The organism is Streptomyces sp. HM190 (assembly GCF_009857135.1).
Taxonomy (GTDB): Bacteria; Actinomycetota; Actinomycetes; order Streptomycetales; family Streptomycetaceae; genus Streptomyces; species Streptomyces heilongjiangensis.
Genome location: NZ_CP047318.1, coordinates 2909877 through 2925437 on the forward strand (window position 1 = coordinate 2909877; position 15561 = coordinate 2925437).

The 15561-nt window shown below is 72.4% G+C and carries 11 protein-coding genes and 1 tRNA gene; 2 read left to right on the forward strand and 10 right to left on the reverse strand.

All coding sequences use genetic code 11. The annotated features are described in order from the left end of the window. Nucleotides 1-268: 268 nt before the first annotated feature. The 8 genes from holA to leuS form a co-directional block, all read right to left on the reverse strand. Complete coding sequence (gene holA / locus GSY65_RS12155; RefSeq protein WP_201452513.1) at nucleotides 269-1255, reverse strand: DNA polymerase III subunit delta; 987 nt, start codon at nucleotides 1253-1255, stop codon at nucleotides 269-271. Nucleotides 1256-1291: 36 nt separating this feature from the next. Further along, entirely contained in the window at nucleotides 1292-1537 is a 246-nt protein-coding gene (locus GSY65_RS12160; RefSeq protein ID WP_159767348.1) for a hypothetical protein, read from the reverse strand. Nucleotides 1538-1650: 113 nt separating this feature from the next. Further along, nucleotides 1651-2460 carry an arylamine N-acetyltransferase family protein gene (locus GSY65_RS12165; protein WP_159767349.1) on the reverse strand — a complete coding sequence of 270 codons (810 nt, stop codon included), beginning with the start codon at nucleotides 2458-2460 and terminating at the stop codon, nucleotides 1651-1653. A gap of 4 nt (nucleotides 2461-2464) precedes the next feature. Then, nucleotides 2465-5140: a ComEC/Rec2 family competence protein gene (locus GSY65_RS12170; RefSeq protein ID WP_236580201.1), complete on the reverse strand. Its 2676-nt coding sequence runs from the start codon at nucleotides 5138-5140 to the stop codon at nucleotides 2465-2467. 101 nt (nucleotides 5141-5241) lie between these two features. Next, complete coding sequence (locus GSY65_RS12175; RefSeq protein WP_159767351.1) at nucleotides 5242-6327, reverse strand: ComEA family DNA-binding protein; 1086 nt, start codon at nucleotides 6325-6327, stop codon at nucleotides 5242-5244. A gap of 223 nt (nucleotides 6328-6550) precedes the next feature. After that, complete coding sequence (locus GSY65_RS12180; RefSeq protein ID WP_159767352.1) at nucleotides 6551-7396, reverse strand: DegV family protein; 846 nt, start codon at nucleotides 7394-7396, stop codon at nucleotides 6551-6553. A gap of 87 nt (nucleotides 7397-7483) precedes the next feature. Further along, nucleotides 7484-8218, reverse strand: a complete 735-nt coding sequence (locus GSY65_RS12185) for a hypothetical protein (protein WP_201452514.1) — start codon at nucleotides 8216-8218, stop codon at nucleotides 7484-7486. 265 nt (nucleotides 8219-8483) lie between these two features. Further along, nucleotides 8484-11357 (reverse strand): leucine--tRNA ligase, encoded by a 2874-nt coding sequence (leuS, locus tag GSY65_RS12190; RefSeq protein ID WP_159767354.1) that lies wholly within the window; start codon nucleotides 11355-11357, stop codon nucleotides 8484-8486. A gap of 435 nt (nucleotides 11358-11792) precedes the next feature. On the opposite strand from leuS, the gene GSY65_RS12195 reads away from it, so the two are divergent. Then, entirely contained in the window at nucleotides 11793-13154 is a 1362-nt protein-coding gene (locus GSY65_RS12195) for a ferric reductase-like transmembrane domain-containing protein (protein ID WP_236579756.1), read from the forward strand. Continuing rightward, complete coding sequence (locus GSY65_RS12200; RefSeq protein ID WP_159767355.1) at nucleotides 13151-14767, forward strand: NADH-quinone oxidoreductase subunit NuoF family protein; 1617 nt, start codon at nucleotides 13151-13153, stop codon at nucleotides 14765-14767. The genes GSY65_RS12195 and GSY65_RS12200 overlap by 4 nt, the downstream gene beginning before the upstream one ends. 166 nt (nucleotides 14768-14933) lie before the next feature. Here the strand turns inward: GSY65_RS12200 and GSY65_RS12205 are convergent. Together GSY65_RS12205 and GSY65_RS12210 are read right to left on the reverse strand one after the other, a co-directional pair. Continuing rightward, nucleotides 14934-15006 (reverse strand) — tRNA-Ala (locus tag GSY65_RS12205). A 146-nt stretch (nucleotides 15007-15152) separates the two neighbouring features. Continuing rightward, the gene (locus tag GSY65_RS12210; RefSeq protein ID WP_005479297.1) at nucleotides 15153-15386 is read right to left on the reverse strand and encodes a hypothetical protein; all 234 of its coding nucleotides are present in this window, start codon (nucleotides 15384-15386) and stop codon (nucleotides 15153-15155) included. Nucleotides 15387-15561: the final 175 nt, after the last annotated feature.

Genomic DNA, 15561 nt, shown 5'->3' on the forward strand with positions numbered 1-15561 from the left:
CCCGGCACCCCCGGACCTGCACGCGGCCTGCGTTCGCCACGCGGGTGCAAGTCCACCATCGTGAACCGAGGACCCCGTCGCCCGCCCTTCCCCAGGGAGGACGACGGGGTCCTCGTGCTGCGGGGTCCTCGTGTTGTGGGGTTCTCGTGTTGTGGGGTTCTCGTGTTGTGGGGTTCTCATGGTGCCGGGTTCTCGCGTTGCGCAGTGGGCAGTGGGCAGGCCACGGCAACCACTCCGTGCTCCCTCGCGCCAGGCGAGGGCGGCGCGCTCACCCCCGGCGGGACCGCGCCGCTCGGGCGATGGTCACGACCGCCTTCTCCAGCGCGTACTCGGGGTCGTCCCCGCCGCCCTTGACCCCGGCGTCGGCCTCGGCGACGGCCCGCATCGCGACGGCGACACCTTCCGGCGTCCAGCCCCGCATCTGCTGCCGCACCCGGTCGATCTTCCACGGCGGCATGCCCAGCTCCCGCGCCAGGTCCGCCGGTCTGCCGCCCCGCGCGGACGACAGCTTCCCGATCGCCCGGACGCCCTGTGCCAGCGCGCTGGTGATCAGCACCGGTGCCACCCCCGTGGAGAGCGACCACCTGAGCGCCTCCAGCGCCTCCGCCGCCCGTCCCTCGACGGCCCGGTCGGCGACCTCGAAACTCGACGCCTCGGCCCGCCCGGTGTAGTACCGCCCGACCACGGCCTCGTCGATGGTCCCCTCGACATCCGCGCACAGCTGCGAGGCCGCCGAAGCCAGCTCGCGCAGATCGCTGCCGATCGCGTCGACCAGCGCCTGGCACGCCTCCGGCGTCGCGGACCGCCCGAGCGTCCGGAACTCCCCCCGCACGAACGCCAGCCGCTCCGCCGGCTTCGTCATCTTCGGGCAGGCCACCTCCCGCGCCCCCGCCTTGCGCGCCGCGTCCAGCAGCCCCTTGCCCTTGACGCCGCCCGCGTGCAGCAGCACGAGGGTGATCTCCTCGGCCGGGGCACCCAGATACGCCTTCACGTCCTTGACGGTGTCGGCCGACAGGTCCTGCGCGTTGCGCACGACCACGACCTTCCGCTCGGCGAACAGCGAGGGGCTCGTCAGCTCCGCGAGCGTGCCCGGCTGCAACTGGTCCGAGGTGAGGTCCCGCACGTCCGTGTCGGCGTCGGCGGCCCTGGCGGCGGCCACCACCTCCTGCACGGCCCGGTCGAGGAGCAGCTCCTCCTGGCCCACGGCGAGGGTGACGGAGGCGAGGGGATCATCGTGAGCGGTCTTCTTGGCCATCACGCACAGCATCCCACGGGGCACCGACAACGAGCCCTACGGCTCCTCACGCCACCCCTCCCACTCCCCCGCGAACTCGTCCAGCGCCACCGGATCGAGCCGTCCGTCCTCGTCGCGCAGCACCAGCAGCCACTGGGCGTCCTCAGCGTCGTCCTCCCCGGCCAGCGCGTCCCGCACCAGCTGGGGCTCCTCGGCCAGCCCGAACCGCTCCCCGAGAGCCTCCGCCGCCTCTTCCGCGGCGTCACGATCGGGCAGCACCAGCACATGTCTCACATCGCTCACGCCCCCATTTTCCGCGACCCACCCGCCGCCCCCGCCCGGCACCCCACACCCGACCCGACCCGGCCGCCGCCCGCTGGCGTCCGCCCCGCACAGCCCCACGCCGCCCCGCGCGCCTACACCGCCCCGCGCACCTGCGGCACCCGCCCCAACTCCATCCCGAACCGCTCCCGGTACACCGCCAGGACCTCCTCGTCCGTCCCCAGCTCGGTCACCTCCTTCTCACCTTCCAGGGACGTGACCGTGAGGGTGCGCCCGCTGAGCGTGATCCGGCCCCCGTCGTCACCGAGCCGCGAGCAGACCAGTGACTGGGTGAAGTGCGAGGCCGGCGAGGTGCTGTGCCACCAGGCCCCGGCCACGAAGTCCCCGAGAACCCGCGACCGCACCTCCAGCCGGTACTGCGGCTTGCCGTCCCGCAGCACATCCAGGTCCCCGAACTCCCGCGCCCCGCTCTGCCGGTCCGCCTCCACCACACGGAACGTGCCCGCCGGATCCTCCTGCTCCCCTCTCCCCCCGAACTCCAGCGGACAGTGGCTGTTCGTCCCGAACCCCACATCGGCCAGCCAGTCACCCCCGTCCACCGTCCGCACCCGCAGCGCGAGATGGTCGTACGGGATGCCCAGGCTCTTCTCGTCGCCGTAGACCCGCGCCGCGAGCAGTGTCACGTCGAAGCCGAGCGCCGCGAGCATCGCGCCGAACAGCCCGTTCAGTTCGTAGCAGAACCCGCCCCTGCGCTCCCCCACGATCTTGTCGAGCAGCCGCTTCTCCTCCAGCACGATCTCCTCCCCGAGGTGGATCGACAGGTTCTCGAAGGGCACCGTCCGCAGATGGCGCAGGTGCAGTTCACGCAGTACGTCCACGGTGGGCCAGGCCGGGTGCTCGGCTCCGATGCGGCGAAGGTAGGCGTCCAGCTCTGCGGTATCCATGACCTCAGTCTCTCGCCACCCGCAGTTCCTCGGCCGTACCCGCGACGGCGATCGCGCCGTCCTCGTCCGTACGCAGCACCGTGGCGCCCCCGTCCCGCAGCGCCGCGACCGTGCTCGGCGCCGGGTGGCCGTAGGGGTTGTCGGCGCCCACCGAGATGAGTGCCAGCCGCGGGGCCATCACCCGTATCAGGTCCGGGTCCTGATAGACCGACCCGTGGTGGGCGACCTTCACCACGTCCACCGCCGCCACCTCCGCGACCGCCGGGGATCTCGACAGGTCCCGCTGCGCGGGCGGTTCGAGATCACCGAGCAGCAGCAGGGTCAGCCCGGCGGAGCGGACCAGCATGGTCACGCTGGCGTCGTTCGGCCCGTCCGGGACGGCCGCGTCGCCCGGCGGCCACAGCACCCGCCACGCGAGGCCCCCCGTGCGTCGTTCCTGCCCGGCGACGGCCCGGGTCACCGGGATCCGCCGGGCCGCCGCCTCCCTGTGCACGAACTCGGCCTGCTCCACGGGCTCCTCGAACCCGGTCGTCTCGATCGCCCCCACCGCACGCCCTCGCAGCACCCCCGGCAACCCGGCCACATGGTCGGCGTGGAAATGGGTGAGGACCACGAGAGGGACCTCGGTGATGCCGAGGGCCGTCAGACAGCGGTCGACCAGGACCGGGTCCGGGCCGGCGTCCACGACGACCCCTCTGCCGTCGCCCGCCGCCAGCACGGTCGCGTCGCCCTGCCCGACGTCGCACATCACGAACCGCCAACCGGGCGGCGGCCACCCCGTGATCACCCTGGCCAGGGGCGGCGGCTGCACCACCGCCAGCAGGAACACCACCAGGCAGGCTCCCACCAGCCATGGGCGGCCCAGCAGCCGCCGCCCGACGAACACCGCCACCACCGTGACGAGGGCCAGCAGTGCCGCGCCCGTCGAACTGCCCGGCCAGTCGACCCCCGCTCCCGGCAGGGAGGCACCCGCGCGCGCGATGTCCGCGATCCACCCTGCGGGCCAACTCGCGCACCAGGCGATGCGTTCGGCCACGGGCATCGCGATCGGCGCCACCGCCAGCGTGGCGAACCCCAGCACCGTCGCCGGCGCCACGGCGAACTCCGCCAGCAGATTGCACGGCACCGCCACCAGGCTCACCTTCGCCGACAGCACCACCACGACCGGCGCGCACACCGCCTGCGCGGCCCCCGCCGCCGCCAGCGCCTCGGCCGGACGGGGCGGCACCCGACGCCGCTGGAGCGCCGCGCTCCACCGCGGGGCGAGCAGGAGCAGGGCCCCGGTCGCCAGCACGGACAGCAGGAAGCCGTAACTCCGGGCCAGCCACGGGTCGTACAGCACCAGCAGCAGCACGGCCGTCGCCAGCGCGGGGACGAGCGATCTGCGGCGCCCGGTCGCGAGGGCGAGCAGCGCGATCGACCCGCAGGCCGCCGCCCGCACCACGCTCGGCTCCGGTCGGCACACGATCACGAAACCGAGCGTCAGGGCACCGCCGGCCAGCGCCGTCGCCCTCAACGGGATCCCCAGCCGGGGCGCGAGCCCCCGCCGCTCCGCCCGCTGGGCGAGCCCCGGCGGCCCGATGAACAGGGCCAGCAGGATGGTGAAGTTGGCGCCGCTGACCGCCAGGAGATGAGTGAGGTCGGTCGCCTTGAATGCCTCGTCCAACTCGGCAGGGACCCGCGAGGTGTCCCCCACGACGAACCCCGGCAACAACGCCCGCGCGTCCCCGTCCAGCCCGTCCGTCGCCTCGCGCAGCCCCGCCCGCAACCGCCCCGCGAGCCGCTGCGCCGCACTCGCCTCCTCCACCACCTCCGGGGGCCTGCCGCCGCGCACCCGCAGCATCGCCGCGACCCGGTCTCCCCCGGCCAGGGCCGGCACGGCCTGCGCGGCCACCCGCACCCGCGTCGACGGCAGTAGCTTCAGCCACGGCGAACGGCCCCTCTCCCCCGACGACGACCGCCGTGCCACGTCGACGATCACCAGCACCGGTGTCCGTGTGTCCACCACGGTCCCGTCCGGGCCCCTCACCCTCCGTACCTCGGCCGGGAGGAGCACGGCCGTCGGGGCCGCGTGAGCGCCGTTGACGCGAGGGCGGGTGAGCCGGGGATCGGACGTCAGCTCGACCTCGGCGGTGACCGGCGTGTACCGCTCGGCCAGCCGGGGAACCGGGCCGCGCCGCAGATCCGCCCCGTGCAGCCCGGCGGAGGCAGCAGAGGCGGCGACACAGAGCAGTACGGCGGCGACGGACGCCTTCGCGGCTGCGGAGCAGAACGGCATCCGGTACGGCACCCGGCTCACCCCCGGCACCGGGCCGACCTCTGACTCCGGGCCCGCCTGCGACGCGGGACCGCCCCTCGGCTCCGGACCGCCCCTCGGCTCCGGGCCCGCCGGTGGTTCAGGAACCGCTGGGGACTCCTGCTCCACTCGGGATTCCGGCCTGACACGAGGCTGCCGCCACCCCGCCCTCGACGCCCGCCCCCGCCCTCGGTGGGCGACGAGCAGCCCGGCCCCCGCGGCCAGGCCGACCGCGACCACGCCGACGACCCACCCGGTGGAGGCGTGCACCATCAGCGCCGCCGTCCCCCATGCCGCCAGCGCCGGTGGCACGAGACGCAGGTCCGTCGGGCCCTCCTGCCTCGGATGGGCGACGCCGAGCCGATGCCCGGAGGCCGCGTGCACGGTCGGCCGCCGCGGGCCCGCCCGCACCACTCCCGTACGCGACTCGACACGCGCACCGACCCGCGTCTCGGCGGCCCTCGGCTCTCCTGGCTCCCGCGCGCTCATGGCCGTACGAGGTTCCGTAGGTCGGCGAAGCGGCGGTCGCCGATGCCGTTCACCTCGCGCAGTTCGTCGACCGAGCGGAAGCCGCCGTGCTCGGTGCGGTACGCGATGATGTGCTGCGCGAGGACGGGGCCGACGCCGGGCAGCGTGTCGAGTTGCTCCACGGTGGCGGTACTGAGCGAGACAGGTGTCGCGGGGCCCGCTCCGGCGACCGCTCCGCCGGCCACGGATCCGGCCACGCCGCCCACCCCCGCACCCCCGCCCGCACCCGCTCCCACCCCTGCCGGACCGCCGACCAGGACCTGCTCGCCGTCGACCAGGAGGCGGGCGCGGTTGAGCCCGTCGGTGTGCGCGCCGGAGCGCACTCCGCCCGCGGCCCGCAGCGCGTCGGCCACACGGGAACCGGCCGGGAGCCGTTGGACACCGGGGCGGCGGACCTTCCCTCTGACGTCCACGACGATCGAGGGTCCGGCGGTGGGCGCGCCGGACCCGGTCGAAGCACCCGCTCCGGCCACCGGGCCACCGCCCTCCTCGCCGAACGACGCCGCCGGGGCCGACGCAGCCGACGGGGTTCCCGCCCGGACGACCTCGGGGGCGCTCACCGGTTGGGTCCGTCCGGCCCAGAAGTGCTGCCCCGCGAAGACCGCGGCGACGACCAGCACCACGCTCAGCGCGACCACGCTCTTGCGCTCGATGCCGCACCGCGCCTGCAACCACAACGGCAGCCGCTCCCGGACGGCCGGTCCGATCCGATCCCGCCAGCCGCCCCTCACACCCGCGTCCAAGGTGTCCCCGCCCCCGGCGCAGCCGGCGACCGCATCCTCGGGCTCGGCGTCTCCGGTCCCCGCAGTCGCCCCACCCCTCCGCCCGCCCGGCGGGCCGTGCCCCAACTCCCTCGGCTCGGCGGGCCTGTCCGGAAAGAGCGACTCCGCGCGGAGCCTCAGCGTCTGCGCCGTGGCCCGGTGGCGGCCGGCACGGCGGCCCCTGGGCCCTCGGGCGCGGTTGCGGACGCGGCCGTCGGAGGACGGCCCCCGGCCCGGCCCACTGGTGACTGTCGCGGTACGTGAACGTGATCGAAGTGCCATGCGACGAGGATGGGGCAAGACCGCACACCCATGATGATCTTGCTCGATTCCCGTGGATTACTACCCAGTTGTGGACAACTCCGCCACCCATACGAGCGACAAGCCTCACCGACGACGATCAACAGCCGCGGGTCACCCGTCACCCGTCACCCGTCACCCGTCACCCGTCACCCGTCACCCGTCACCCGTCACCCGTCACCCGTCACCCGTCACCCGTCACCCGTCACCGAGGAGAAACGACCGCTGCCAGCAACCCGGGCCCGGTGTGCGCCCCGATGACCGCTCCGACCTCGCTCACATGCAGATCGGCGAGCCCCGGAACCCGCTCGCGAAGCCGCTCCGCGAGCGCCGACGCCCGCTCGGGCGCGGCGAGATGGTGGACGGCGATGTCGACCGGCGCGCCACCGGCCCGCTCGGCGACGATCTCCTCCAGGCGGGCGATCGCCCGGGAGGCCGTGCGGACCTTCTCCAGCATCTCGATGCGGCCGCCGTCCAGCTGCAGCAGCGGCTTCACCGCGAGCGCGGAGCCGAACAGTGCCTGCGCCGCGCCGATCCGGCCGCCCCGGCGCAGATAGTCGAGCGTGTCGACGTAGAAGAACGCGGACGTACCCGCCGCCCGCTTCTCTGCGGCCGTGACGGCCTCGTCGACCGTGCCACCCGCCTCCGCGGCCTCCGCGGCGGCCAGCGCGCAGAACCCGAGGGCCATCGCCACCATCCCGGTGTCCACGACGCGCACCGGCACGGGCGCCTCGCGCGCCGCCAGCACGGCGGCGTCGTACGTGCCGGAGAACTCGGCGGAGAGGTGGAGCGACACGATGCCCGTGGCGCCCGCCTCGGCCATCGTGCGGTAGGTCTCCGCGAACAGCTCGGGGCTGGGGCGGGAGGTGGTGACGGGCCGTCTCTTCTGCAGTGCCTGGGCCAGGGAGCGGGCCGAGATCTCGGTGCCCTCCTCCAGCGCCTGATCGCCGAGGACCACGGTCAACGGCACCGCGATGATGCCGTGGCGCTCCATCGTCTGCGGCGGCAGGTAGGCCGTTGAATCGGTGACGATCGCGACATGGCGGGACATGAGCTGGAGGTTACCCGCCAGGTCCCACCGACGGCAGCCCGGCCCCACCGACCGCCTCGCCACCACGCCGCGCCGTGGCGCACCGCATCAAGTCGTGCTCTCCGGGCGCGGCTTCTTCTGCCACGGGTACGTCTGGCGCGGTCCCGGAGGGGTGATCGCCGGCCGGGGCGGCTGCTCGGCGGCGCGGGCCTCGGGGGTCTCCTGCCACGTCTGTCCGCCGGAAGCGGTCGGCTCGGGCTTCGGCGCCTCGGGCCAGACGTGCGCGGGCTCGGTCGCGTCGGTGGTCCAGTGCCGCAGCGCGCCTGCCTCGACGTCGATCTGGGCGCTGAGCGTCTCCAGGTCGTCCTCGGCGAACTTGCGGGCTCGGTCGTGGGCCGCCCAGCGCAGGTGGTCGGCCGACTTGATGACCTTCTCCGTGCGGGTGCGCAGGTCGGGCAGCCGCTGGGCCAGCTTGGTGCGGTCCGGCTCGGCCTCCAGGCGCCTGAGCTCGCCGTCCAGCTCGCGGCCGTGCCGACTGAGCTGCTGGAACAGGGTGAGGGACTCCTTCAGGGAGCCGTCCTCGCCGGCTCCCGCCTGGAGCGCCTCCTGGGTGGCCCGCATGGAGGTGCGCAACCTCAGACGCAGGTCCGCCAGTTGTCCGACGGGGCCGGGCTGGGCGAGGCTCCTGGCGCGCAGGGTGGTGTCCTCGACCGTCCGCTTGGCCTGGGTGATCGTACGGTCCACGCCGCGCTTGGCCGCGCCGACCGCCTTCACCGTGACGTAGGCGCCCAGCACCACGCACAGCACGAAGAGCAGGGCGACGATTGCGATCACGGCTTCCACGGCGCGCTCCTCCTTCGACCGGCACGCCACATACGGCGGCGCTCCTCCACGGTAAACGCAACGGGCAGGTCCACAGTTCCAGCGGAACCCCGAACCTGCCCGTAGGGGATCACCCCGAGCGACCGCACCGCCACCCTCGGAGCCGTACAGCCGCACAGCCGATACGCCGCACAGCCCTGCCGCACCGGGGCGCCGAGTGCACCGGGGCCGCCGGCGCCCCCGACGCCCCGGCCCACGTCACACGTCACACGTCACACGTCACACGTCACACGACGATGTTCACCAGCTTCGGCGCACGCACGATCACCTTGCGGATCGGTGCCCCGGCAAGCGCCTCGACCACCTTCTCGTCGGCCAGGGCCACCTTCTCCAGCTCCTCCTCGGAGATGGCCGGCGAGACCTCCAGACGCGCCTTGACCTTGCCCTTGATCTGGACGACGCAGGTGACGGCCTCGTCCACGACGTACGCCTGGTCGGCAACCGGGAAGTCCTGGTGGACGACGGTTTCGGTGTGGCCCAGTTTGCGCCACAGTTCCTCGGCGATGTGCGGGGCCAGCGGCGCGACCAGCAGGACCAGGGCCTCGGCGACGGACCGCGAGACGGGGCCGCCCGCCTTGGTCAGGTGGTTGTTCAGCTCGGTGACCTTGGCGATCGCCGTGTTGAAGCGCAGGCCCTCCAGGTCCTGGCGCACACCGTCGATCGCCTTGTGCAGCGCCCGCAGCGTGTCCTCGCCGGGCTCCGCGTCGACGACCGTGACCTCACCGGTCGCCTCGTCGACGATGTTGCGCCACAGCCGCTGCAGCAGCCGGAACTGGCCCACCACCGCGCGCGTGTCCCACGGCCGGGAGACGTCCAGCGGGCCCATCGCCATCTCGTACAGACGCAGGGTGTCGGCGCCGTACTCCTCGCAGATGGACTCCGGGGTGACCGCGTTCTTCAGGGACTTGCCCATCTTGCCCAGCAGACGGCTGACCTGCTCGCCCTGGTAGTAGAACGCGCCGTCGCGCTCCTCCACCTCGGCGGCCGGCACCGCGAAGCCACGGCTGTCGCGGTAGACGAACGCCTGGATCATGCCCTGGTTGAACAGCTTGTGGAAGGGCTCGGCGGACGAGACGTACCCCAGGTCGAACAGGACCTTGGACCAGAAGCGCGCGTACAGCAGGTGCAGCACGGCGTGCTCGGCGCCGCCGACGTACAGGTCGACACCGCCGTGCGGCCGGCCCTCGCCGGGGCCCATCCAGTAGCGCTCGATCTCGGGGTCGACCATCTGCCGGTCGTTGTGCGGGTCCAGGTAGCGCAGCTCGTACCAGCAGGAACCGGCCCAGTTGGGCATCGTGTTGGTCTCGCGCCGGTACCTGCGGGGGCCGTCGCCCAGGTCCAGCGTGACGTCGACCCACTCCTCGTTCCGCGACAGCGGCGTCTCGGGCTGGGTGTCGGCGTCGTCCGGGTCGAAGGTGCGCGGCGAGTAGTCCTCGACCTCGGGCAGCTCCAGCGGCAGCATCGACTCGGGCAGGGCGTGCGCGACGCCGTCCTCGTCGTAGACGATCGGGAAGGGCTCGCCCCAGTAGCGCTGGCGGCTGAACAGCCAGTCGCGCAGGCGGAAGTTGACGGTGCCCTCACCGATGCCGGACCGCTCCAGCCACTCGGTGACGCGTGCCTTCGCCTCGACGACGCCCAGGCCGTCCAGGGAGACGCCCTCACCGGTGGAGTTGACGATCTTCGCGTCGTACGAGACGAAGGCGTCGTCCCACGTCGACGTGTCCGTGCCCCGGTCGTCCGTCGGCTCGACGACGCAGGTGATCGGCAGCTCGAAGGCGCGCGCGAACGCGAAGTCGCGCGCGTCGTGCGCGGGGACGGCCATGATGGCGCCGGTGCCGTAGCCCATCAGGACGTAGTCGGCGATGAAGACGGGGATCTTCTCGCCGTTGACGGGGTTGGTGGCATAGGAGCCGGTGAAGACGCCGGTCTTGTCCTTGGCCTCGGCCTGCCGCTCGACGTCGGACTTCGAGGCGGCCTGGGCGCGGTAGGCGGAGACGGCCTCGGCGGGGGTGGCGTGCCCGCCGGTCCACACGTCGCGGGTGCCCTCGGGCCAGGCGGCCGGGGTGAACCGGTCGACCAGCGGGTGCTCGGGGGCCAGGACCATGTAGCTGGCGCCGAACAGCGTGTCGGGGCGCGTGGTGAAGACGGTGATGTGCTCGCCGTCGATCGGGAAGTCGACGCGGGCGCCCTCGGAGCGTCCGATCCAGTTGCGCTGCTGCAGCTTGATGGCCTCGGGCCAGTCCAGCTCCTCCAGGTCCTCCAGCAGGCGGTCGGCGTACGCCGTGATCCGCATGTTCCACTGGCGCAGCTTGGCCTTGAAGACGGGGAAGTTGCCGCGCTCGGAGCGGCCGTCGGCGGTGACCTCCTCGTTGGCCAGGACGGTGCCCAGGCCGGGGCACCAGTTGACCGGCGCGTCGGAGGCGTAGGCCAGGCGGTACTCGCCCAGGAGGTCGGCGCGTTCGACGGCGCTCAGCTCGTTCCAGGAGCGCCCGCCGGGTACCGCGCGCTCACCCGACTCGAACTGGGCGACCAGTTCGGCGATGGGGCGGGCCTTGCGCGCCTCGTCGTCGTACCAGGAGTTGAAGATCTGCAGGAAGATCCACTGGGTCCACTTGTAGTAGTCCGGGTCGATCGTGGCGAACGACCGGCGCTTGTCGTGGCCCAGGCCCAGCCGGCGCAGCTGGGACCTCATGTTGGTGATGGCTGCCTCGGTGGTGACCCGGGGGTGCTCGCCGGTGGCCACGGCGTGCTGCTCTGCGGGCAGGCCGAAGGCGTCGAAACCCAGGGTGTGCAGGACGTTGTGGCCGGTCATCCGCTGGTAGCGGGCGAAGACGTCGGTGGCGATGTACCCCAGCGGGTGACCGACGTGCAGGCCCGCGCCGGAGGGGTAGGGGAACATGTCCATGATGAACTTCTTGGGCCGGGCGGCCAGCTCCGGGTCGCCCGCCAGGTCACCCTTGGGATTGGGTGCCGCGTAGGTGCCCTCGGCGTCCCAGAAGTCCTGCCAGCGTGCCTCGATCTCGGCCGCGACGGCGGCCGTGTAGCGGTGCGGCGCGGCATCCACCGACGCACCTGCGGCAGTGGGGTTCGTCTCGCTCATGATCCTCAAAGCTCCATCGATCGTCTCTGCCAGCGGTGGGTGTCGTCCGGAAACGAAAAATCCCCTCGCACAGGAGGGGACGCCGCGCCGATGCCGACCACGCCGTTCATCGGCGGTCGGGACTGATCAGCGCGGCTCGCTAAGCAGAAGGCGTACGGCACGCATGGGGCCAGGGTACCCCAGGGCCCACAGCCGTCGCGACGAGGTTCCGGGCCATCATGAGGCAGGAACCAGCGGTGTGTCAGCCACTCGATCCGGCCAAAAAAGTTGAATAAAGTTCAAATCTTACTTCGCGTAACGACCCCTAAAGGACATCACCGATGTGAGATTGGCCCTCGATAACAGCGCAATAACTCAAACCACCTACTGCTCGGTTGGGCACCACTTACAGTTCGACGACGGGACCGCTTTCCCGAACTGTTCGGAGTTGCCCCCATGAACCCTCGTCGCAGTAACAGCTCGCTGCCCCAGACCGGCCGTTCGGCCTATGGGATCGCGACCGCTGCCGCTCTGCTGCTGATACCCGTAAGTGTGCTGGTCGGAGGTGACGCGTACCGGGAGTTCCTCGACTTCGGCGCGGGCGTCCTCTCGCTGGTGTCGCTGACCCTGTCGGTGCTCTGGGGACTCGTCGCCCAGGACCGCACCCTGCTCAGCGTGCGCCAGCGGATCATCGGCCAGGCCGTCCACCGGACGACCGCCATCGCGTCGGTCGCGTTCCTCGTCCTCCACGTCACCGTCAAGCTGGCGCTGGACCACGTCTCCGCGATCGCCCTGTTCCCCTTCGCCCTCGGCGTGACGGGTACGGGCGCACTCATCGGCTTCGGCGCGACCGCCGGGTCCCTGATGATCTTCGTCGCCATCACCGGCGCGCTGCGCAGCAACTTCGCCTCGCCCGCGGAGGTCGCTGCGCGCTGGCGGGCGATGCACATGCTGGCCTACGCGGCCTGGTGCTTCGCGCTCGTGCACGGACTCTACGCGGGTCGCGAGGCCAAGCCGATCTTCGTCACCCTCTACTCGCTGGGCCTGGTCGCGGTGGCCGCGGCGCTGCTGCTGCGGGCGGCCCCCCGTTCGGTCAAGCGGCAGTTCATCGAGCGCATCACGGCCATCCTGGGCACCGACGGTCAGCGTCCCCCCGAGGTCGAGGAGCTCGTGAAGTCCCGGGCCGCCCGCCAGGACCCCGGCGGTCGCCGCGAGGACGGACCGCGCGACTCCCAGAAGCGGGACACCGGGCAGTTCCCCCTGCCCGGCTTCGGCGGCCAGACCCCGGGCCCCGCGCTGGGCGACACCCTCGTCCCCCCGCCGCGCACGGGCGCGTCGGCCGACGGCCCCGGTTTCGCGGCGGCCTACCGCGCGGTGTCGATGACGCCGCGCTCCCCGGAGCCGACGGCGCCCTACCTGACCCAGCAGCAGCCCCCGCTGGACATGCAGCCCACGCAGGCCATGCCCCGCCTCGACGAGGGTCCGGCCACGGGCACGCGCTGGCCGTCCCCGTCCCCGCCGCCGGTCGGCGAGGCACCCCCGTCGTCGTACGACCCGATGCAGGACACCTTCGCCGGGCAGCCGCTGGGCGGCCAGACCCTCGGCGGACAGGCGTACCCGGGGCAGGCGTACCAGGGCCAGGCGTATCCGACGGGCGTCCCGGAAAGTTCCTACGGAACCGCTGAGTCGAACGCCCCCTACGGCACGTACAACCCGAACGACACGTACAACAGCGGTCCCGCTGCTGAAACGCTGCCCGGGTACGACCAGCCGGGCTCCGGCGAACCCTGGAACGCGCCTTCCGGAGGCTTTAAGTGAACGAGGCCCTTCCCGACGTCCCCGAAGTCCGTGTGGTGGGGCTCCCCCAGCTCACCTCGGGCTTCGACCTCGTCGAGAGACTCGATCTCCCCATGCACCTGAAGGTGCACGGTCCGCTCGAACCCATGGGCGGGGAGCAGTTGGCCCAGCTCTCCGAGCGGATCAATCTGAAGGGCAGGGGCGGCGCGGGCTTCCCGTTCCACAAGAAGCTGCGCTCGGTCGCCGAGTCGGCGATCAAGCGCGGCATCCGGCCCGTCGTGGTCGTCAACGGCAGTGAGGACGAACCCGCCTGCCGCAAGGACACGGTGCTGATCAACCGTGCCCCGCACCTCATCCTGGACGGCGCCCTGCTGGTCGCGGAGGCCCTGGGCGCCCGCCAGCTCGTCATCGGGGTGACACGTGAATCCACCGAGCGCTCGATGGAGGCCGCCCTCGCCGAGCGCGGCCTCGGCAACCGGCGTGGCGCGGCCATCCGCGCGAGCGTGCAGCGCAACCCGGTCCGCATGGTCACCGGCGCGGCCGCCTCGCTGATCCGTTCCATCGACGGGGGCCCGGCGATCCCGCCCGGCCGCAAGACCAGTGCGTCCAAGAGCGGTGTCGGAGGCGCGCCGACCCTGCTCTCGAACGCGGAGACCTTCGCCCAGCTCGCCATCGGCGCCCGCATCGGCGCCGAGCGGTACGGCAACACCGGCCTGTACGACGAGCCGGGCACCGTCATGCTCACCGTCTCCGGCGCGGTCGCCCGGCCCATGGTGATCGAGGCCCCGACCGGTGTGCCGCTGCGCTACATCCTGCAGCTCGCCGGCGCGCCGCCGGTCCCGCAGGGTGTGCTGACGGGCGGGTACCACGGCAAGTGGATCGACGCGGCGACGGTCAACGAGGCGATCGTCTCCCGCAACTCCCTGGACGCGGTGGGCGGTGCGCTCGGCGCGGGCGCGATCCTGCCGATCAGCCAGGACACCTGCCCGCTCGGCGAGTCGCTCCAGGTCGCCAAGTGGCTCGCCGAGGAGAGCGCGGGGCAGTGCGGTCCCTGCTACCTCGGTCTGCCGGCCGCCGCGCGCGGCATGGAGGACATCCTCAACGGCGGCGGACCGGCCGCCCTCGAAGCACTCAAGCAGGTCGCCAAGAACGTCAAGCGGCGCGGGGCGTGCTCGCACCCCGACGGCTCCGCGATGTTCCTGGAGTCGACCATCAAGGCCTTCACCGACGACCTCGCCGCCCATGTCCTCGGCAACGGCTGCGGGCGGCCCGTGGAAGGCGTCCTGCCGCTGTTCGAGGGCGGCAGGGCACCGACGGGCCTCCCGGGCGGGGCCGGCCAGGAGGACTCCGGCGCGAGCCGCCAGAAGATCTTCGTCGACTGGACGCTGTGCCGGGGCCACGGCCTGTGCGCCGACATCCTCCCGGAGGTCTTCCAGCTGGGCGCCGACGGCTTCCCCACCGTCGCCCAGGCGAAGGTCCCGCAGTACGCCGAGGCCAAGGCGCTGCGCGCGGTGCGGCGCTGCCCGGCGCTGGCCCTGCGCATCGAGGAGGACACCCGCGGCAACGCCCCGTCCCGCAACCTCCCGGTCCTCTCCCAGGGCCGGGGCCGGCGGGCTCTGGGCAGCGGCCGCTGAGCCGTCTCGGAGGCGACGCGAGGGCGGGCCACCCCGACCAGGGGCGGGCCCGCCCTTTCCCTTCCCCCGCCCTCCTCGCAGGCGCTCATGGCCCGTCGTGCCGCCCACGCACCGAAGCGTCGTCAACAACGCGAAGACCCCGTCCACTTGGACGGGGTCCTGTCTGTGGAGCTAAGGAGAATTGAACTCCTGACCTCCTGCATGCCATGCAGGCGCTCTACCAACTGAGCTATAGCCCCTTGCTGTTTCCGCCGGGTTCCCCCGGCGACATCGACAACATTACCGGTCCCCGCGCTGACCACCAAATCCTTTCCGACCGACGCACCTTATGGGCGATTTCGACGGATGCGCCCGTGTGGGCGGCGGAGAGTCGGCGGGCGACCGCTCAGGCGGTCACGAACGAGTAGAACCGCTTGAGCGTGCAGTGCTCCTCCAGGAGCCGGCCGTAGATCGGCTCGCCCTCGAGCTCGCGGTAGGTCTCGATGGGGTCGCCTTTTATGATCAGCGCCCGTGCGCATTCCTCGCACCAGTACTGGTAGTCGGCGTTGACGGGTTCCATGTCGCGGACGATCGGGGTGCCGCTGCCGCACCAGTCGCATTTCCTCCTGTGTGCGCCCATCGATCAGCTCCAGCTGTGGCCGCAGGCCGTGCACACGTAGGAGATACCTCCGTTGTCACCGAGCACTTGGGCAACGTGGAGCGAGCCGCAGGAAGGGCACAGGAGGGTGGTCTTGCTCCGCATCATCACAGCGGCGGGAAGGTCCTGGACCTTCCCGCGGATGCTCGCAGGCATC